Annotated in this window: 16 protein-coding genes; 7 read left to right on the top strand and 9 right to left on the bottom strand. The window is 66.2% G+C overall.

Annotated features, from left to right (window positions below):
* The first annotated feature begins 263 nt into the window (after positions 1–263).
* Entirely contained in the window at positions 264–2,009 is a 1,746-nt protein-coding gene (locus ACWDPV_RS21520) for a purine-cytosine permease family protein (RefSeq protein WP_449744589.1), read from the top strand.
* An 89-nt stretch (positions 2,010–2,098) separates the two neighbouring features.
* Here ACWDPV_RS21520 and ACWDPV_RS21515 read toward each other — a convergent pair whose 3' ends face one another.
* Positions 2,099–3,223 carry a substrate-binding domain-containing protein gene (locus ACWDPV_RS21515; protein WP_449744588.1) on the bottom strand — a complete coding sequence of 375 codons (1,125 nt, stop codon included), beginning with the start codon at positions 3,221–3,223 and terminating at the stop codon, positions 2,099–2,101.
* A 254-nt stretch (positions 3,224–3,477) separates the two neighbouring features.
* Here ACWDPV_RS21515 and ACWDPV_RS21510 point away from each other — a divergent pair, with 254 nt between their 5' ends.
* On the top strand, positions 3,478–3,927 hold the full coding sequence (locus tag ACWDPV_RS21510; protein WP_449744587.1) for a MarR family winged helix-turn-helix transcriptional regulator: 450 nt from the start codon (positions 3,478–3,480) through the stop codon (positions 3,925–3,927).
* A gap of 37 nt (positions 3,928–3,964) precedes the next feature.
* Here the strand turns inward: ACWDPV_RS21510 and fmdA are convergent, their stop codons facing one another.
* Positions 3,965–5,218, bottom strand: coding sequence for a formamidase (gene fmdA, locus ACWDPV_RS21505; RefSeq protein ID WP_449744586.1), 1,254 nt, complete (start codon positions 5,216–5,218; stop codon positions 3,965–3,967).
* A 172-nt stretch (positions 5,219–5,390) separates the two neighbouring features.
* Between fmdA and ACWDPV_RS21500 the strand changes: the two genes are divergently transcribed.
* The gene (locus tag ACWDPV_RS21500; protein ID WP_449744585.1) at positions 5,391–5,678 is read left to right on the top strand and encodes an FmdB family zinc ribbon protein; all 288 of its coding nucleotides are present in this window, start codon (positions 5,391–5,393) and stop codon (positions 5,676–5,678) included.
* Between the two features lie 49 nt (positions 5,679–5,727).
* Positions 5,728–6,309 (top strand): suppressor of fused domain protein, encoded by a 582-nt coding sequence (locus ACWDPV_RS21495; protein WP_449744584.1) that lies wholly within the window; start codon positions 5,728–5,730, stop codon positions 6,307–6,309.
* A gap of 22 nt (positions 6,310–6,331) precedes the next feature.
* Here ACWDPV_RS21495 and ACWDPV_RS21490 read toward each other — a convergent pair whose 3' ends face one another.
* Entirely contained in the window at positions 6,332–7,417 is a 1,086-nt protein-coding gene (locus ACWDPV_RS21490; protein ID WP_449744601.1) for a magnesium and cobalt transport protein CorA, read from the bottom strand.
* A 113-nt stretch (positions 7,418–7,530) separates the two neighbouring features.
* On the opposite strand from ACWDPV_RS21490, the gene ACWDPV_RS21485 reads away from it, so the two are divergent.
* Both ACWDPV_RS21485 and ACWDPV_RS21480 read left to right on the top strand, forming a co-directional pair.
* The gene (locus tag ACWDPV_RS21485; protein WP_449744583.1) at positions 7,531–8,151 is read left to right on the top strand and encodes a MarC family protein; all 621 of its coding nucleotides are present in this window, start codon (positions 7,531–7,533) and stop codon (positions 8,149–8,151) included.
* 49 nt (positions 8,152–8,200) lie between these two features.
* Entirely contained in the window at positions 8,201–9,130 is a 930-nt protein-coding gene (locus ACWDPV_RS21480; protein ID WP_449744582.1) for a glycine betaine ABC transporter substrate-binding protein, read from the top strand.
* Between the two features lie 58 nt (positions 9,131–9,188).
* Here ACWDPV_RS21480 and ACWDPV_RS21475 read toward each other — a convergent pair whose 3' ends face one another.
* From ACWDPV_RS21475 to ACWDPV_RS21455, 5 genes are all read right to left on the bottom strand, one after another.
* Positions 9,189–9,848 (bottom strand): NifU family protein, encoded by a 660-nt coding sequence (locus ACWDPV_RS21475; protein WP_449744600.1) that lies wholly within the window; start codon positions 9,846–9,848, stop codon positions 9,189–9,191.
* 16 nt (positions 9,849–9,864) lie between these two features.
* Complete coding sequence (gene feoB, locus ACWDPV_RS21470; protein WP_449744581.1) at positions 9,865–11,934, bottom strand: ferrous iron transporter B; 2,070 nt, start codon at positions 11,932–11,934, stop codon at positions 9,865–9,867.
* On the bottom strand, positions 11,931–12,188 hold the full coding sequence (locus ACWDPV_RS21465) for a FeoA family protein (protein WP_348802501.1): 258 nt from the start codon (positions 12,186–12,188) through the stop codon (positions 11,931–11,933). The genes feoB and ACWDPV_RS21465 overlap by 4 nt, the downstream gene beginning before the upstream one ends.
* A gap of 177 nt (positions 12,189–12,365) precedes the next feature.
* Positions 12,366–13,202, bottom strand: coding sequence for an SDR family NAD(P)-dependent oxidoreductase (locus ACWDPV_RS21460; RefSeq protein WP_449744580.1), 837 nt, complete (start codon positions 13,200–13,202; stop codon positions 12,366–12,368).
* Positions 13,203–13,252: 50 nt separating this feature from the next.
* On the bottom strand, positions 13,253–14,782 hold the full coding sequence (locus ACWDPV_RS21455) for a flavin-containing monooxygenase (protein ID WP_449744579.1): 1,530 nt from the start codon (positions 14,780–14,782) through the stop codon (positions 13,253–13,255).
* A gap of 148 nt (positions 14,783–14,930) precedes the next feature.
* Between ACWDPV_RS21455 and ACWDPV_RS21450 the strand changes: the two genes are divergently transcribed.
* Positions 14,931–15,518 (top strand): TetR/AcrR family transcriptional regulator, encoded by a 588-nt coding sequence (locus tag ACWDPV_RS21450; protein ID WP_449744599.1) that lies wholly within the window; start codon positions 14,931–14,933, stop codon positions 15,516–15,518.
* A gap of 76 nt (positions 15,519–15,594) precedes the next feature.
* Here ACWDPV_RS21450 and ACWDPV_RS21445 read toward each other — a convergent pair whose 3' ends face one another.
* Positions 15,595–19,461: a multifunctional oxoglutarate decarboxylase/oxoglutarate dehydrogenase thiamine pyrophosphate-binding subunit/dihydrolipoyllysine-residue succinyltransferase subunit gene (locus ACWDPV_RS21445; protein ID WP_449744578.1), complete on the bottom strand. Its 3,867-nt coding sequence runs from the start codon at positions 19,459–19,461 to the stop codon at positions 15,595–15,597.
* Positions 19,462–19,532: the final 71 nt, after the last annotated feature.

Below are 19,532 nucleotides of genomic sequence, written 5' to 3'. Positions count from 1 at the left end.
GAACGCAACCGGTCGAAACAGGCGAGAGGCAGTTTTTACCGTCCCTTTACCATGTTGGTTGACACGCTCTCTCGTGCAAGCGATTTGGTGCGATCCAGGGCGTGTAAACGGGTGGTGTCGCACCCGTAACGTTCCATTTGGGCTAGTGCCATATGGAAATAATCATGTTAGCTTTCCGGCAGTGAGCTCACTGTCTGCCTCACAGTCCGTCAGTTCAGGTCGCCGGCGCCCTGACCGTTCTGATCTCTGCAGAAAGCATCGTCATGACATCATCTGAGCAACCGGTCGGCGAGGTTCAGGTTCATCCGACACCGCCCCCGCCCGGGACCGGCCTCTACGGCCGGTTCGTCAACTGGGCCTCCCAGGACACCATCGAGGACTACTCGCTGCGCTATGCGCCCAAATCGTTTCGCAAGTGGTCGCCGATGGCGTGTGCGGTCGCCGCACTCGGCGGCATCGCCTACCTCGCCGACTATTCCATCGGTGCGTCGATTGCGGTCGCCCACGGATCGGCGAGTGCGATTGTCGCAATTCTTGTTGCGGCAGTGACGATTTTCCTGACCGGAATCCCGATCGCCTACTACGCGGCGAAGTACAACATCGATATGGATCTCTTGACCCGGGGAGCCGGATTCGGTTACTTCGGCTCGACGCTGACCAGCCTGATCTACGCCAGCTTCTGCTTCATCTTCTTCGCTCTCGAGGGATCGATCATGGCGCAGGCGATGAAGCGGGCCTTTCACATTCCCCTGCCGTTGGGGTACATCATCGGCTCGCTGATCATCATTCCGCTGGTGCTCTACGGCATGACGGCGCTCGCGAGGTTTCAGGTGTGGACTCAACCGTTGTGGTTGGTGCTGTTCGTTGCTCCCATCATGTTCATCGCCATCGCGGACCCGGAGGGTTTCAACGGCTTCCTCACATGGGCGGGGGACGGTGGCACCTCCCGGGTCACCGCCATCGGGGTGGGAGCCGGTGCCGGCGTGGCGCTCTCGTTGATCGCCCAGATCGGCGAGCAGGTGGACTATCTGCGCTTCATGCCGGAGAAGTCGGAGACCAGTCCGGTGCGTTGGTGGGCGGCTGTTCTCACGGCTGGACCGGGATGGGTGATTCTCGGTGCGGCCAAGCAGATCTGCGGTGTGTTCCTGTGCTTCTATGTCGTCGGCAAGGTCGGTTTCACCGCGGCCACCGAGCCTATTGAACAGTTCCTCGGCGGTTTCGGGTCGGTCATCCACAACGACGCCGTGGCGCTGGCGTTGGCGACGTTGATGGTGCTGCTGTCGCAGGTCAAGATCAATGTCACCAACGCGTACTCCGGATCGTTGTCGTGGTCGAACTTCTTCAGTCGCATCCTGCATGTGCATCCCGGTCGCGTGGTGTACCTGGGCCTGCACATCGCCATCGCCCTGGCATTGATGCTGGGCAACATGTTCGCGATCCTCAACACCATTCTCGGCTTCTACTCGAATGTGGCCATCGCCTGGGTTGGTGCCATCGTGGCCGATCTTGTGATCAACAAGCCGCTGCTGAAACTCAGTCCGTCCTACGTCGAGTTCAAACGGGCGTATCTCTACAGCATCAATCCGGTGGGGTTCGTGTCCATGCTGGTCGGCTCGGTCTTCTCGATCATGGCCTTCTACAACGCCTTTGGTGACTTCATGGCCGCCTGGTCACCGTATCTGGCACTGGCACTGGCGTTTGTGCTGTCACCACTGATCTGCGTCGCGACGAAGGGAAAGTACTATCTCGCGCGACCGAACCCGATTCGCGACGAGATCGAGAAGGAGCCGGCCTGGGCCGGACAAACGCTCCTCGACGTCGTCGACGGCAAGCGCTACGAACTGCCGGACATGGTGCACGACTGCCCATTTCACCACGGTACGGTGTCCTCGTTGACCTGCACGCTCACCAAGGAGTGCCACGACATGTGCAAGAAACCGGAGTACACGGCATCGGTGACCGCCGATGAACTCCGGGTGCAGAGCGCTCCGGTGGCGAGGGCCACCTGAGGCGTGCCCCTGGGTCGGGGGTGCGGGCGGCGTCGGTGGATGGCACATCCTTTCGCAGACGCCGCCCGTGGTCTTCGGGAGATCTGTGGTCAGGCTCCGAGTTCGGCGATCACCTGGAACTCGAGGTCGCGGGCACCGGCAAGGTAGACCGGTTGGCGCGTGTGGCTGCCGCGCATCTCGACCTCTCCGCGGGGCCCGGAGTAGACGACACCGGGCGCCGCACGGCGAATCGCGGAGGTATCCAGACTGTGCGCGGCGCGGGCCAATGAGGACAACAACATCATTCCCTCATAACAGGACTCACCGATGTTGTTCAACGTCGGGGCCTGGGGGCCGTATCGCTGCGAGTAGTGCGCGCCGAAGTTCAGATTCGATTCCGTCACCAGGCTCTCGAAGTATCCACACGCGGTATAGAGGCCGCGAGTGCTCTCCGCGCCCCCGGCGCACAGCACGTCCTCACCGATCATCATCGACAATCGGATCCGGTCGTCGTCGAGACCGGCGGCGGCGAACGCGCGGTTGAACGCGGCCGCGTCCGCGCCGACCATCAACACCAGCACGCCATCGGGGTCGGCGTCGCGGATCATGGTGACCATCGGCCCGAAGTCCCGGCCGCGCAACGGCACGAAGGCCTCACCGACGAACTCCAGGCCGTGGGCGAGGGTGAAAGACCGGGTGGCCGCGGCGGTGCTGCGAGGCCACACGTAGTCGTTGCCGACCACACACCATCGGCGGATCCCGCGATGCTCCCGCAGCCACTGCATCGCCGGAAACAGTTGCTGCTCCGGGGTTTCGCCAACCATGTACACGCCTTCGCTGTGTTCACCGCCCTCATAGAACGTGGTGTACACATACGGCACGCGTCCGGCGGTATGCGGGGTGATCACGTTGCGGGCGTTGGACAGATGCCATCCCACCACACCGTGAATCCCCTGATCGATCAATCGGTCGATGGTGGCCGACAGCTGGGGAAGTGGCGCGCCGGCGTCGACGGTGTGCAGCCGAACGGGGCGATCGAGGATGCCGTGGCTCGCGTTGATGTCGGAGAGCGCGAGTTCCGCACTCGCCTCACACGACGGGCCGAACATGCCGGCAGGTCCGCTCAGCGGGACGACGAGCGCGATGTCGACCCATGCGTCGCTGTGACGGGCGGTGCCGTCGGTGTGGGGGAGGGCATCGTTGCCGAGGTGGGGTGAGGAAGAAGAGCTGACCACGGTTGCCTCAGGGGTAGCACTGCCGAATTGCCTGCAACGGTACGACATTTTCAGCCGGGTGGCGATACGTCCGAAGCGGTGATGCCGGACCGGCGGCCCGCGTTCGATGGTCGGGCGCCGATGTCGCGGCATGCGAGAGCGCCGTCAATGAGCGCGGGCGGGTGCTGTCGGGAAGAGGTGGCCGTCGTCAGTGCTGAGGTGAAACCTCGCCGCGGACGTCGCAGCGCTGCACTTGCCCGTATGATTGGGCCATCATGGATCAGTCCGTAACAGCGCGTGCCGCCGCCATCGAGGAGCTCTCACGACTTCTCAATGCCGCGTCGGCCCAAATGGATTCAGCGGTCGCGGGCGAGTTGGACGGGCTGACGTCCACGCAATGGCATGTTCTGGGTGCGCTCGAAGGTGGTGCTGGGCAACCCATGTCGGCGCTCGGTGCCATCACATTGCTGCCCGGGCCGAGTCTGACCCGGCTGATCGACGCGATGATCGACGACAACCTGGTGCACCGGAGGGTCGACGAGACCGATCGTCGTCGGGTACTCGTGTTCGCGACTCGGCGCGGTACCGCGCTCTACACACGTTCGCGGACGCGGATCGCCCGTTCGGACGCCATCGCCGAATTGCTGGCCGATCCGGCCGGACCGCCGGCGCGGGTCATCGAGCTGATGAGGCTACTGGCGCCCGTCGCCGACGTGGCGCACTGAGGGCGCCGCATCGGCGACGGGGTGAAGCCTGGCGGAGTCAGAAACTGGCGTGCGGTGCTCCCATGCCCGGATCGATGGTCACCGGGCCCTCCTTGGAGGGGGCCACCGGAAAATCGAAGATCGCGGTCGGAATATACACCGTCGCACAAGAATTGGGTATGTCGACGACGCCGGACAGCCGCCCCTCGATGGGTGCCGACCCGAGTAGGAGGTACGCCTGCTCCGGACTGTAGCCGAAGGTCGTGAGGTAGTCGATGGCGTGCAGACAGGCGCGCTGATAGGACAGGTCCGAGTCGAGATAACGCTGTTCGCCGTCGAGGGTCACCGACGTCCCGGAGAAGGCGATCCACTCCGAGTACTGCGGATCGGTGTTGCCGGGCATGAAGATGGCGTTCTCGGTGACGCCATAGGTCGCCATACCGCCCTTGATGAGGTCGACGTGCAGATCCATGAATCCGCCCATCTCGATGGCGCCGCAGAAGGTGATCTCGCCGTCACCCTGGGAGAAGTGCAGATCGCCGAACGACAGGTGGGCGCCGTCGACGAACACCGGGTAGAAGACCCGGGTGCCCTTGGTGAGGTTCTTGATGTCCTGATTGCCGCCGTTCTCCCGTGGCGGAGCCGTCCGCGCGGCTTCGGCTGCGACACGGTCGAATTCGGCGCCGGACAACGAGCCGAGGATGGCGCCGTCCGGCTCGGGTGGTAGCGCCAGCGGTGGCACCCGGTCGGGATCGGTGGCGATCAGCGCCGCCTCACGGGCGTTCCAGGTGGCCAGCAGCCCGGGACTCGGTGCGGTACCCATCAACCCGGGATGCACGATGCCGGTGTACTTCACGTGCGGAACATGCCTGCTGGTCGCGGATTGGCCGGCGAAATCCCAGATGGCCTTGTAGGCGTCCGGAAACTTCTCGGTGAGGAATCCGCCACCGTTGGCGGTGGCGAAGATCCCGGTGTAACCCCATCCCTGACCGGCAAGAGGGCCGGAATCCTCCTGGGGAATCGGGCCGACGTCGAGGATGTCGACGATGAGCAGGTCGCCCGGCTCGGCGCCCTCGATCGCGAACGGGCCGGACAGGGTGTGCACATTGTTGAGCGGCGCGCGCAGGATATCCTCGGCGGAATCGTCGTTGTGGATGGCGCCGTCGAACCATTCGCGGCAGTGCGCCCGGAAGGTGTCGCCGGGTTTGACGGTCACCGCGGCCGGAATGTCGGGATGCCACCGATTGTGACCGACGATCCGTTGATCGGTGAATGACTTCGACGAGTCCAGCGGGTAGAGCAACTCGGGCATGACGGTCTCCTCGCGGTGTGCACGGTCGATGCTGACGAATCATTCCGTATGGAACTATTCGATCGCTACGATATCCCGGATCGGCAGTCGCCGCGTTAATTGCGGATGACGTTGCGGGCGAACCCAGGATCTGTCGAGCAGGATGCCGTCACTCTGCGCTAGTTTCATCTCCATGCCGACCTACGTCTTTCGCTGCGCCGGCCATTGTGCCGATGTCGAACAGGTTCACACGATGGCGTCGGTGCCCGATGCGGTCGACTGCGCGCACTGTGGTGGCGTGGCGTCGCGGATCATCGGGTCACCCGCGCTCGGTGTGGGGAACACCGCCGCGATGCGTCTGCAGGACACCACTCGGGCCTCGGCCGACCGGCCGGCCGTCGTGTCTGCGGTCCCACGGCGCGGTCGGGGCACGACCCCGATCAGCACCAATCCGATGCATCGGCGGCTTCCCCGTCCCTGACGCGGGACGCGGCGCCGGGGTGCGTCGCAACCGACTACGGTGGAGCGTTGTGAGTCCCTCCGTCACTGACAGTGTTCGCCGTCATCTCGTCGACGTGTTGGGGGTGACGCCCCAGCGGGCATCGGTCACTTTTCTGGGTGTGGAACCGATCGACGTGGAACGGTTTGTCCTCGATGACGGCGTCGTCTACGCCACGGTGGGTTGCGCACGCCATCCGATGTCGGATCCGGGTGACCTCCACCCCGATCCGCTGCGCGGGCCGCGAGCAGAGTTGATCGTCCGGATGCGTGCGGGGACGCCGATGCCCGGTCTGCACCGCCGGCTGGCGACGGTGGCGGCCGCACCCGCGGTGGAGGGATTGATCCTGGCGCCGGATGCCCTGCTCGATCTCGGCGAATCGCTGTGGGATGGTGCGGCATTCACCGCCTTGGTGACCGAGGTCGACGTTCTCGGGGATCTCGAACTGGCGGCGCCGATGGATCCGGTGACGTTCCTGCGGGCGATTCCCATCACCGCCAATGAAGCGGCGTGGGTGCGTCTCAAGGGTGTCGATGCGTTGCGCGAGGCGTGGACGGAGGCCGGGATCGACATCACCGATCCGCGGCGGTCGGCGGCGACGCTCGGATCGTGAGCGGGGAGAGAGTCCGGGTGTGTCACAACCAGTGATGTCGCCGGAAGACGGCCCATAGTCCGGTACAGGCGATGATCAGGCCGACCACCACGGTCATGAAGCCGGCGTGGTCGGATAGTCCGGGCATGTACTCGAAGTTCATGCCGTAGAGGCCCGCGACCATGGTCGGGACGGCGCCGATCGCGACCCATGCCGAGATCTTGCGCATGTCGCCGTTCTGCTGGATGCTCACCTTCGTCGCGGCCGCGTCGAGCAGGGAGCTGAGCAGTTCGTCGTATTCGATGACCCGCTCGATGACGGTGGAGAGGTGATCGGCGACATCGCGCAGGTGGCGACGAACTTCCTTGGGCACCAACGGATTGCTACCGGCGGTCAGCCGTGACATCGGCCCGGACAGTGGGGTCACCGCGCGGCGGAGTTCGAGGACCTCGCGCTTGAGCAGATACACGGTGTCGATGTTGAGCCAGTTCTTCTGCGCACCGAAGACGACGCTTTCGATGGCGACGATGTCGACGTCCATCTTCTCGGTCACCGCGAGGTAGCTGTCGATGACGAGGTCGCTGATCGCGTGCATCACCGCGGTCGGTCCGAGTTGCAGGCGTTCGGGACGGTCCTCGAGGCGGCGGCGCAGCCCGGACAGATGCGTGTGATCCCCGTGGCGGACGGTGATGACGAAGTCGGGTCCGACGAACACCATGATCTCGCCGGTCTCGACGACCTCGCTGGCCTTCTCGATGGTCTCGTGTTCGACGTACTTCACGGTGCGCAGCACCAGGAACTGCATATCGTCGTAGATCTCGAGTTTCGGTCGCTGATGGGCGTGCACCGCGTCCTCGACGACGAGTTCGTGCAGCCCGAACACGTCGGCGACGCCGGCCATCTGATCGTCGTCCGGTGCGTGCAGACCGAGCCAGACGAATCCCTCGCCGGTGGTGCGGACCTGGGTGAAAGCCTCGGAGTACGTGATGTGTCCGGGTTGCCGGATTCCGTCGATGTAGACGGCACAGTCGACCACCGCGCGGGCGACGGGCACGGGAATCCGCGGGAGGGGACGGCGATCCCGGCGGCCCGGCACGATCCCGCGATTCCCGGGGCGCAGGTAGGGCATCGACGGCATCTCTGGGATGCTACGCCCCCGCGGCGAAGGGCCGAGGTTCTCGGTGCGTGCCGGCGCGGGTGGCGTCCTGGGACCCCGACGGGAATCGGCCGTAGGATCGGCGGATGTCCTTTGACGTGACGGTGTACACGACGACGCTGATCACGCTGTTGGTGATCATGGACCCGCCCGGCCAGATCCCGCTGTTCCTGTCGCTGGTGGGGCATCGTTCACCGGAGTATCGGCGCCGGGCGGCGTGGCAGGCGCCGCTGGTGAGTTTGTTGGTGATCAGTATCTTCGCGATCGGCGGCAAGGCGATCCTCACGTATCTGCACATCGGCATCCCGGCATTGCAGGGTGCCGGTGGTCTGCTGCTGCTGTTGGTGGCGTTGCAACTGCTGACCGGGCTGGGCAATGCGGGAACCCCGACCGCCTCCGACGACGTCAATGTCGCGTTGGTGCCCTTGGGGACCCCACTGCTGGCCGGTCCCGGTGCCATCGCGGCGGTGATCGTCGGGGTGAGCGGGGTCTCCGGGGACGTCGGCGGCTACCTGGCGATCGCCGCGGCGATCATCAGTGTCCACATCGTCGTTGCGATCGTGTTGCGCTACTCCACGGTGCTCATCCGGGTGCTCGGCGTCGGCGGCATCACCCTGCTCGCGAAGATCGCCGGCCTGCTGCTGGCGGCCATCGCGGTGCAGCTGATCGCCGATTCGATCGCCGGGTTCATCGCCGCCGGCGGCTGAGCTGGTGGGGCGGCCTGATCGCGATTCGTGGAGCGCTACGGTGATCATCGTGCGATGTCGAGTGGTCCTTGCCGCGGTGGTCGCCGCGGTCGTCGGAATCGGGGTGCTGAGCGGATGCGGCGGCCAGTCCGATGCGCCGCGCGCGTTCGTCATGGGGTCGGCCGACACCCCGGAGATGACGGTGATGGCGCAGGTGTATGCGACGGTGCTGCGCGGTGCCGGTGCGGCGGTGTCGCCGAACATCGACACCGGTGATGACGCGGCCCTGATGGCACAGATGCAGCAGGCCGACGTCGATCTGTTCCCGGCGTTCACCTCGGCGCTGCTGTCGCAACTCGCGCCGGCGCTGGAGTCACCCACCCCCGCGCCCACGAGCGGCGCACCCGCCACCGGCGACGACGTCGATCCGCTTTATAAGGATCTGAGTCGTTCTCTGCCGCAAGGAGTTTCGGTCGGAGACCCGACTCCGGTGGCGGCGACCCCACAGTTGTTCGTGGCCACCTCGCTGGCGGCGAGCGCCGGTGCCGACGACCTGTCGCAGTGCGCTCGGCTGCCCGCGGACCTTCCCGTCGTCGTCACCGCGGAACCCGACTCGGCGACCCTGGCGGCTTTCACCGACGCCGGCTGCCGACCGGGTCCGGTCGAGGTGGTCGCCGATGCGACCGCGGCTCTCGCCCGCGCCGGCACCGGCACCGCAGTCGCGTTGCTCACCCCGCTGCAGGTGGCCGGCGACACCGCGTCGGGACCGGCGGGGGATGTCACGGCGCTGGCGGCGACCGACACCGCGCCGGGACCGCGTGCCGAGGTCCTGGTACCCATCTACCGCACCGCCTCGCTGACCGAGGATCAGGTCAAAGCGATCAACCGGGTGGCCGGCGAGATCACCACCGCCGACCTCGCGACGATGGCCGATGACGTCCGCGGCGGTGCGTCACCGGCGGTGGTTGCCGGTGACTGGGTCAACGAGCACGGCGTGTGACGTGCGAGGGACCCGGACAGCCCGGGTGACACCGAACGACCCGGGTGACACCGAACGATCAGCGCCGAAAGCCCGGCAGCCGACCCAGGAACGTCGCCCCGCGCGGGCGGTCGTCGCACGAGGCCGCCTCACCGATGGTGCGCAGATCGACGTATCCGGGTAGCCGGCGAAGACGCGCGGCGAGGTTGCCACGCAGGGTGACCTCGGCCGCCGCGCAACCGTGACACCGGCCGGTCAGTGCGACGGTGACGACGCCCTGCGACACCCCGATCAACTCGACGTGACCACCGTGGGAGGCGGTGTAGATCCCGAACTCGCCGTCGAGTACCTCGCGGACCCCGGCCTCGAGTTCGCGGTCGGCGCCGCTGCGGACCAACGCCGCGGGGTCGAGGGCGTCGTCGGACCCGGCGGCGTCGGACCCGGGCACCCGGCGCTCGGCATCGGCCGTCGGCCAGCCACCCGGACGGGACAGCACGTCGAAGAGCGCCGCGCGGATGGCGGGTCCGGCCGACGCGGTGTCGGTGCCGGCTCCCACCGTGGTCTCGATCCGGCCCGGACGCACCCGCACCGATCGCAGGATTCCGCGATCGAGGAGTGCGTGGAGTTCGGCGGGCAGTTCGGACCCCTCGGGACTGTCGTCGACGCGCACCAGGCCCGGACCGACCCGCCAGCCGATCACATCGGGTGCGGCGGGATCGATCGGGGCGGGCAACAGCATGATCGACACGACGACCTCACCCGCCGATCGCGGCGGCGATCTGGTATCCGATGAAGCCGGTGACCCAGGCGAGGGCGAACATGTAGCCCCAGGCGATCAGCGGCCACCGCCACGAATTGGTCTCGCGGCGAATGGTTCCCACCGTCGACATGCATTGCAACGCGTACACATAGAACAGCAGCAGTGCGACCACCGTCGGCGCGCCGAACAGTTTCTCACCCTCGTGCGGACCGCTGGTGTAGGTCATCTGGGCCAGGGCCGCACTCGGATCGTCGGGATCCTCGGCCGCACCGATCTGTCCCAGTGTCGAGACCGCGACCTCACGGGCGGAGAACGATCCCAGGATGCCGATGTTGATGCGCCAGTCGAAACCGAGGGGAGCGAACACCGGCTCGACGAACTTGCCGACCGAGGCGGCGTAACTGTTCTCCATCACATACGAGCGGGATTCGGCATCACCGATGGCGTCGGCCTCGTCCTGCGTGGAGCCCTGCGCGATGGCGGTGGCCACCGCGTCGGTGCGGATCTGCTCGGCCTCCTCGGCGTGCGCGGGCAGTGACAGCAGCACCCACAACACGATGGAGGTGGCGAGGATGATCTTGCCGACCTTCTGCAGGAACATCCGGGTGGAATCCCACATCATCAGCAGGACCGACTTCACGGTCGGAACGCGGTAGGGCGGCATCTCCATGTAGAAGGGCATCAGGCCGCTGCGCAGTTTTCGGGTGCGCTTGAAGACCGCCGCCGCCGCCATCGCGGACAGCCCGCCGAGCAGGTACAGACCGAACATGACCAGACCCTGGGTGTGCACCGGGCCGAACCGCGAATCCGACGGGATGAGCAATCCGGTGAGCAGCACGAAGACCGGCAGCCGGGCCGAGCAGGTCACCAGCGGCGCCGACATCGCGACGGCGATGCGGTCCTTGGACGACGGCAGGGTGCGCGTCGCCATGATGCCGGGGACCGCGCAGGCGAACGACGAGAGCATCGCGACGAACGCTCGTCCCTCCAGACCGGCGCGGCTCATCACCCGATCGGTGAGGAATGCCGCGCGCGACATGTATCCGACGTTCTCCATGATCGCGATCAGCAGGAACATCAGCACGATCTGCGGGACGAAGACCAGGACGCCGCCGACACCGCCGATCAGTGCCGTCGAGAGGAAATCGGCGAGGATCGGTTGTGTCACGTAGTCGGTGACCAACGTGCCCAGCCACCCGAAGAACGTCTCGATCCAATCCTGGAAGGGGGCCGCGACGGTGAACACGACCTGGAAGAACGCGAACATCACGGCCAGGAACACCAGGGTGCCGAACACCGGATGCAGCAACACCCGGTCGATGCGGTTGGTGCTGCCGGGTTCCCGCGGGGGGCGATAGTCGGCGAGGGTCAGGGCCGAATCGATCCAGTCGGCCAGCAGCGGGCCCGCGTCGGTCGGCGGCGCAACCGCCGGGCGGCTCCAGGAGTCCGGGTCACCGAGCATCTTCCGCACCGGCTCGAGGGTGGACTTCCGGGTGCCCACCACGGCGCGGACGGGAACCCCGAGGGCCTCGGACAGGCCGACCGGGTCGACGTGTCCGCCGCGGCGCTCCATCTCGTCGGTCATCGTCAGGATGATCGCGACCGGGATGTCGAGGTTGAGTGCCTCGGCGACCAGCGCCAGCGACCGGTGCAGGACGGTGGAATCGACGACGACCAGGGCGGCGTCGGGGCGGCGTGCACCGTCGAGCTCGCCGGCGAAGAGGTCGGCGACCACCTTCTCATCGGGTGAGATCGGATCGAGACTGTAGGCGCCGGGCAGGTCTTCCAGATCGATGACCGTGGTGGTCTTGGCGGTCGTCGCGGCGCCGGGGCCGTCGGGGTGGATCTTGTTGGCGGGCAACGGAACCTTGAGCGATCCGACGGATCGGCTCACCGTCACGCCCGGATAGTTGGCGGTCTTGAGCCGCAGGCCGGTGAGGCCGTTGAAGACCGAGGTCTTGCCGGCGTTGGGGCTCCCGATGAGCGCGATGCTCTCCAGCGGCTTGCCGTCGGCATCGACGCCGCCCCCGCTGCGGCCCGTGCCCGGGTCATGGCAATCGCTCATCGGTCCGTCTCGCATTCGATGTAGTCGGCCTCACGAGCGCGCAGGCACATCTGGTAATCCATCACCCGGTACACGCACGGATCACCGAGCGGGGCGCGTCGGATCTTGGCGACGGTGGCACCGGGGACGAATCCGAGGCTGACCATCCGCTTGCGTACGGCGGGGGGACACGAGTCGCTGTAACCGGTCACCGTGGCGAAGTCGTGCAAGGACAACGACGTGAGTGCGATCCTCGGTCGGGCTGGCGTGGACATGAACTGCCTTCCTCTGCAAAGGGGGGCGGCATGTAATTGGCCGGCATGCCACACCCATGACACCATGTTAGGTACGGCTGGCCTTGTCCGTGAGGGTCATTGGTCATGACTTCAGCATCGAAGAAGGCCCTTCGCAACGCGAAGGGCCCTTTTCGCCGGACTCTCGTCCCGGAATCGTTACTTCGGCGCCGCCTTGGACAGTGCGGCGGCGGTCACCTTGGCGGTGATCCACTGATACTTCGACGCGACGATGCGAACCCAGATGTCGAGGAGTTTCGCGTCGGTGCCGACGAGGATGCGCGCCTTGTTCTTCTGCACGCCTTTGATGATGGTGTCGGCGGCATCCTCCGACGTGGTGCGGGCAAGGTAGCGATCGAAGAAGGCGGCATTGCTCTGCGCGTCGTGGTCACCGGATGCGGTGGCGTTGCGCGCGATGGCCGTCTTGATGCCGCCGGGATGCACACACGACACCTTGACCGGGTGCTTGGCGACGATCATCTCCTGATTCAGCGATTCGGTGAACCCGCGTACGGCGAACTTGGCGGCGTTGTAGGCGGCCTGCCCGGGCTCGGAGAGCAGCCCGAACAACGACGACGTGTTGACGATGTGGCCGTCGCCGGAGGCGATGATGTGCGGCAGGAATGCCTTGGTGCCGTTGACAACTCCCCAGAAGTCGACGTCGACGACGCGCTCGATGTCCTTGAACTCGGTGCGTTCGATCTCGCCGTGGTGGGCGATGCCGGCGTTGTTGAAGATGACGTTGACCTTGCCGTAGTGGGCAACCACGGTCTCGGCGTACTCGAGGACCGATTCGCGTTCGGCGACGTTGAGGATCTGGGTGTGCACCGCGGCCCCGGTCTCGCGGACGAGTCGTTCGGTTTCGGCGAGGCCGTCGGGGTTGAGATCGGAGATGGCCAGTTTGGCGCCCATGCGACCGAGTTTGACGGCCAGGTCGCGGCCCATGCCTGATCCGGCTCCGGTGATGACGATGACCTTGTCGCGGAAGTCCTTCATGGTGTCTGCTTTCTCCTGCTGTGGGGTCGGTGTGGACTGCGTGCGCGATATCAGGCGCCGGCTGTGACGGGCGTGGGGTCGACGGTGGTCGCCGCGGCGTCGGCGGCGGTCGTGACGTCGTAGGCGGTGACGTCGAATGTCCTTGTCTCCCGCCGGAAATCGAAGGTGAAGCCCGGCCACAGGGTGGTGATGTTGCCGTTGGCGTCCTTGTACCACGAGGCGCAGCCGCCGTTGACCCAGACGCTGTTGCGCAGCTTGTGCTGGATGCCGGCGTTATAGCGACGCTGGGCGGCCTCGGTCACATCGATTCGTACGGCGTCACGGCGCCGGGTGGTGGCGATGTAGTCGGCGAGGTAGTTGAGCTGTGATTCGATCATGTAGACCATCGAGGTGTGTCCGAGGCCGGTGGACGGCCCGATCATCAGCATCATGTTGGGGAATCCGTGGACGAAGGACCCCTTGTATCCCTGCATGCCGATCTCGTCCCACACCTGTGCCAGGCTGCGTCCGTCGGCGCCGATGATGCTGCCGAAGACACGGGAGTCGGTGACGTGGAAGCCGGTGGCCACCACCAGGATGTCGATGTCACGGGTGGTGCCGTCGGCGGTCACCACACCGGTGGGGGTGATCCGCTCGATGGGATCGGTGACGAGGTCGACGTTGTCGCGGTCGAGTGCCGGATACCAGGCGTTGGAGCGCAGGATGCGCTTGCAGCCGATCTGGAACTTCGGGGTGGCCTTGGCGCGGAGCTCCGGGTCGCGGATACCGCGGAAGATGTTCGCGCGGGCCAGGATCTCCACCGGCTTGAGCGCGGCGGGGGAGTAGGTCATGCCGAAGGCGACGAACTCGTTGAAGGCGTAGATGCCGGCCCGGCTCGCGGACTGTACCGCGGGCAGGTGCTTGAAGGCCCAGTGTTCGACCGGGGTGTAAGGCCGTTCGGTGCGCGGCACGATCCACGGTGCGGTGCGCTGGTAGACGTCGAGCCGGCCGGCCACCTTTGCCAGCTCCGGCACGATCTGGATGGCCGACGCGCCGGTACCGATCACCGCGACCCGCTTGCCGGTGAAGTCGACGTCGGAATCCCAACGCGCCGAATGCATCACGGTGCCGGCGAAGGATTCGATGCCCTCGATGTCGGGGAGATTCGGTTCACACAGTGGGCCGACGGCGCCGATGAGGTGCCGGGCCCGGTAGGTGTTCTCGACTCCGTCGGCGATGGTCGAGATGAGCCAGTGCGCGCTGTCCTCATCCCACGCGGCCCGGGTGACCTCGGTGCCGAAGCGGGCCCGCTCCCGGACGCCGTGGTCATCGGCGACGGTGTTGATGTAGCGATGGATCTCGGGCTGATGCGAGTACGAGCGCGACCAGTCGGGGTTCGGCGCGAAGGAGTAGGAGTACAGGTTCGACGCGACGTCGCACGCGGCGCCCGGGTAGGTGTTGTCGCGCCAGGTGCCGCCAAAGTCGGCACCGCGATCGAGGATCACGTAATCGTCGACGCCCGCGCGGCTGAGGGTGATGGCGGCCCCGAGTCCGGAGAAGCCGGCTCCGACGATCGCGATCTCTACATCATGCGTTGTCATGGTGACCCACCATAGAGGCTTATTGAATACCCGTCAATAGTTATTGAACATGAGTCAGTAGGCTACGATGGCGGGTATGGCCTCGTCGAACCCTGTCCGATCCGGCACTGTCCGATCCGGTGCCCCGGCCGGAGCACGCCGCACCCGGATGAGCCCGCAGGAGCGCCGCGATCAGCTGATCTCCCTCGGCCTGCAGATGGTCTCCGAGCGACCCCTCGAACAGGTGACGATCGACGCGATCGCCGCTGCGGCCGGGGTGTCGCGGGCACTGCTGTTCCACTACTTCGAATCCAAGCAGGACTTCCATGTGGCCATCGCACGGGCGCAATCGCAGGAGATGCTCGACTGCACCCGCCCCGATGAGTCGCTCGGTGATCCACTGAGCGTGCTGGCCGGGTCGATGTCGGCGTTCGTCGAGTACGTGAGCACCAACCGCGCCGCGTACATGGCCTTCATCCGCGGTTCGGCCAGCGCCGACCCGGCGATGCGGGAGGTATTCGATCACACCCGATCGGCGATGGCCGACCGGGTGCTCGAGCACGCGCCGGCCCTCGGCGTGGCGCTCACCCCGCTCGTCGAGATGACGGTGCACGGGTGGATCGCGTTCGTCGAGCAGACCACGATCTCGTGGCTGACCGACCCGGTCATCGGCCGCGAGGAACTGCTGGCGGTGATCACCGCGTCACTTCCCGCGCTCGTGGCCGCCTCCGGCACCGTCGTCGATCTCCCCGGCTGAGCCCGCCCACAACGAGACCGGCCGCGACACCCCCAGGGGGACGTCGCGGCCGGAACCGTGAGATGCGGTGTTCGTGTCAGCCGAAGGCCTCGTCGAGGATCTCCTGCTGTTCCACGGCGTGGACCTTGCTCGATCCGGACGACGGCGCCGACATCGGGCGACGCGACACCCGACGCAGCCCCTTCAGCAGGTCCGGGAGCAGTTCGGGCAGCCACAATCCGAGGAACGGCCACGGGCCCTGGTTGGCGGGCTCCTCCTGGACCCAGAAGAACTCATCGGCGTTCGGGTAGCGCTCGAGGGTCTGTTGCAGGCGGCGATGCGGCACCGGGTAGAGCTGTTCGATGCGCACCACGGCGACGTCCTCGCGGTTCTCCTTGTCGCGGCGGGCGGCCAGCTCGTAGTAGAGCTTGCCGCTCACCAGCAACACCCGCTTGACCTTGTTGCGCTCGGCCTCGTCGGACTTGAAGTGCGGGTCGTCGATCACCGAACGGAACTTGTCCTCGGTGAAGTCCGACAGCGGCGACACCGCGGCCTTGTTGCGCAGCATCGACTTCGGGGTGAAGACGATCAGCGGGCGGCTGATGCCGTCGAGGACGTGGCGACGCAGCAGATGGAAGTAGCTGGCCGGCGTCGACGGCAGCGCCACCGTCATCGATCCTTCGGCACACAGCTGCAGGAACCGCTCGATACGACCCGAGGTGTGGTCGGGACCCTGACCCTCGTGGCCGTGGGGGAGCAGCAGGACCACGTCGGAACGCTGCCCCCACTTCGCCTCGCCGGAGCTGATGAACTCGTCGATCACCGACTGTGCGCCGTTGACGAAGTCGCCGAACTGCGCCTCCCACAGCACCAGCGCGTCGGGGTTGCCCACGGAGTAGCCGTATTCGAAGCCGACCACCGCGAACTCGCTCAGCGGAGAGTCGTACACCAGGAACCGGCCCAGCGAATCGGCGTCACCGTCGATCGGCTGCAGGTGGTTGAGCGGGGTGTACTCCGAGCCGTTGTCCCGGTCGATGAGCACCGAATGCCGCTGGGTGAAGGTGCCGCGTCGGGAGTCCTGACCGGACAGGCGCACGGTACGTCCCTCGACCACCAGCGACCCGAAGGCCAGCAACTCGGCGAAGGCCCAGTCGACGCCACCCTCGGTGGACATCTCGTGACGGCGCTTGAGCACCGGCTTCACCCGCGGATGCGGGGTGAAGCCCTCGGGGGTGTTGAAGAACGCGTTGCCGATGTCGGCGAGCACGTCCTTGTCGACCGCGGTCACCAGCTTCTGCGGCAGCGGCTGATCGGCCTCGACGGACTCGCTGGGCTCCGGGGTGAACTTCTCGAGTTCCTTGACCTCGTTGAAGACCCGTTCGAGCTGCCCCTGGTAGTCGCGTAGAGCGTCCTCGGCCTCCTTGGTGGAGATGTCCCCGCGGCCGATGAGGGCTTCGGTATAGGACTTGCGGACACCGCGCTTGGTGTCGATCACGTCGTACATCGCCGGCTGGGTCATCGACGGGTCGTCGCCCTCGTTGTGACCGCGGCGGCGGAAGCAGACGAGGTCGATGACGACGTCCTTGCGGAAGGCCTCGCGGTAGTCGACGGCCAGCTTGGCCGCCCACACACATGCCTCCGGGTCGTCGCCGTTGACGTGGAAGATCGGCGCGCCGATCATCTTCGCGACGTCGGTGCAGTACTCGGTCGAGCGGGAATGCTCCGGTGCGGTGGTGAAGCCGACCTGGTTGTTGACCACGATGTGCACGGTGCCGCCGGTGCGGTAGCCGGGCAACATGGCCAGGTTCAGGGTCTCGGGCACCACGCCCTGCCCGGCAAAGGCGGCGTCGCCGTGCAGCATCAGCGGGAGGATGGAGAACTGCTGCTCCTCATCGAGGAGGTCCTGCTTGGCGCGGACGAGGCCTTCGAGGACCGGGTCGACGGCCTCGAGGTGGCTCGGGTTGGCGGTCAGCGAGACGTTGATCTCGTTGTCGCCGAACATCTGGTAGTACTTGCCCTCGGCGCCGAGGTGGTACTTCACGTCGCCGGAACCGTGCGCCTGCGATGGATTCAGGTTGCCCTCGAACTCGGTGAAGATCTTCGAGTACGGCTTGCCGACGATGTTGGCGAGCACGTTGAGGCGCCCGCGGTGCGGCATGCCGATGACGACCTCGCCGAGGCCGTGTTCGGCGCTCTGGTCGATGACGCCGTCCATCATCGGGATCACCGACTCGGCGCCCTCGAGCGAGAAGCGCTTCTGACCGACGTACTTGGTCTGCAGGAAGGTCTCGAAGGCCTCGGCGGCGTTGAGCTTGCTCAGGATGTACTTCTGCTCGGCGACCGGCGGCTTGACGTGCTTGATCTCGACACGTTCCTGCACCCACTTCTGCTGCTCGGGTTCGAGGATGTGGGTGTACTCCACGCCGACGTGACGGCAGTAGGCGTCGCGCAGGATCGACAGCACATCGCGCAGCTTCATCTTGTCCTGGCCGTGGAAGCCGCCGACGTTGAAGCTGCGGTCGAGATCCCACAGGGTCAGCCCGTAGGTCAGGATGTCGAGGTCGGGATGGCTGGCGCGCGCATCGCTGTCCATCATCAGCGGATCGATGTCGGCCATCAGGTGACCGCGGTTGCGGTAGGCGGCGATCAGCTCGAGGACACGGGTGTTCTTGTCGACGAGTCCGGCGGGGATGTCGCGACGCCAGCGGACCGGCTCGTACGGAATATGGAACGCGGTGAAGATCTCGTCGTAGAACGCGTCGTCGAGCAGCAGCTCATGCACCTTGCGCAGGAAGTCGCCGGACTCGGCGCCCTGGATGATGCGGTGATCATAGGTCGAGGTCAGCGTCATCAGCTTGCCGACGCCGAGCTCGGCGATCTGCTCGTCGCTGGCGCCCTGGAATTCGGCCGGGTACTCCATCGCGCCGGCACCGATGATGGCGCCCTGGCCCTTCATCAGGCGCGGCACCGAATGCACGGTACCGATGGTGCCGGGGTTGGTGAGCGACATGGTCACCCCGGCGAAGTCCTCCGCGCCGAGCTTGCCGTCGCGAGCACGTCGCACGATGTCCTGGTACGCGCTGTAGAACTCCGCGAAGCCCATCGTCTCGCACTTCTTGATGGCGGCGACGACGAGTGTGCGGTTGCCGTCCTTGCCGACGAGGTCGATCGCGAGCCCGAGGTTCGTGTGGGCGGGGGTGACGACGTTGGGCTTGCCGTCGACCTCGGCGAAGTGTCGGTTCATGTTCGGGAACGACTTGATCGCCTGGACGAGGGCGTAGCCGAGAATGTGGGTGAAGCTGATCTTGCCGCCGCGGGTCCGGGCGAGGTGATTGTTGACGACGATACGGTTGTCGATCATCAGCTTCGCGGGGACGGCGCGCACGCTGGTGGCAGTCGGGATCTGCAGCGACGCCGACATGTTCTTGGCGATGGCGGCGGCCGGACCGCGCAACACCTTGGTCTCGTCCTCGGATGTCGACGCGGCGGACGCCGGGGACTTGGCGGTCGGCTTGTTCTGGGAACGCGCGGAACCGTCGCGGCTGGCGACGCTCTGACCGGAGGCGGCCTTGGTGGCGGTGGACTCACGGGCGGGGGTCTTGCGCGGCGGGGTCGCGCGCGGGGCCGGCCCCTGATCCAGGGTGACCGGTTGCTTCTTGGTGGCGCTCGCCGGCGTCGCGCTCGCGGCCGCCTTGGCCGATGCGGTGGACGAGGTGGATGCCGACGACGCGGTGGGCTTACTCGGCGCAGCGGGGCGAGCAGCGGCCGGCGCGCTCGAGCCCTTGGCCGCAGGTGCCGACTCGGCGCCGTTGGTGCTGCTGCCGTTTCCGGACGGGGTGTAGTTCTTCAGAAGGTCGTGCCAACTCGGATCCACCGAGTTCGGGTCCTTCTGATACTGCCGGTACATTTCCTCGACCAGCCATGTGTTCTGCCCGAAGTCGGATTCGGATATCGAACTGCTCACAGCGGATTCTCGCCTCAATTCCCTCTGGTGTCGGGTCGCCGTCTCACCACGTGCGTCTCTCGTGGAGCCAC

The sequence above is a fragment of the Gordonia sp. NPDC003504 genome (assembly GCF_053587995.1).
This window is presented reverse-complemented; position numbering and strand designations above follow the sequence as displayed.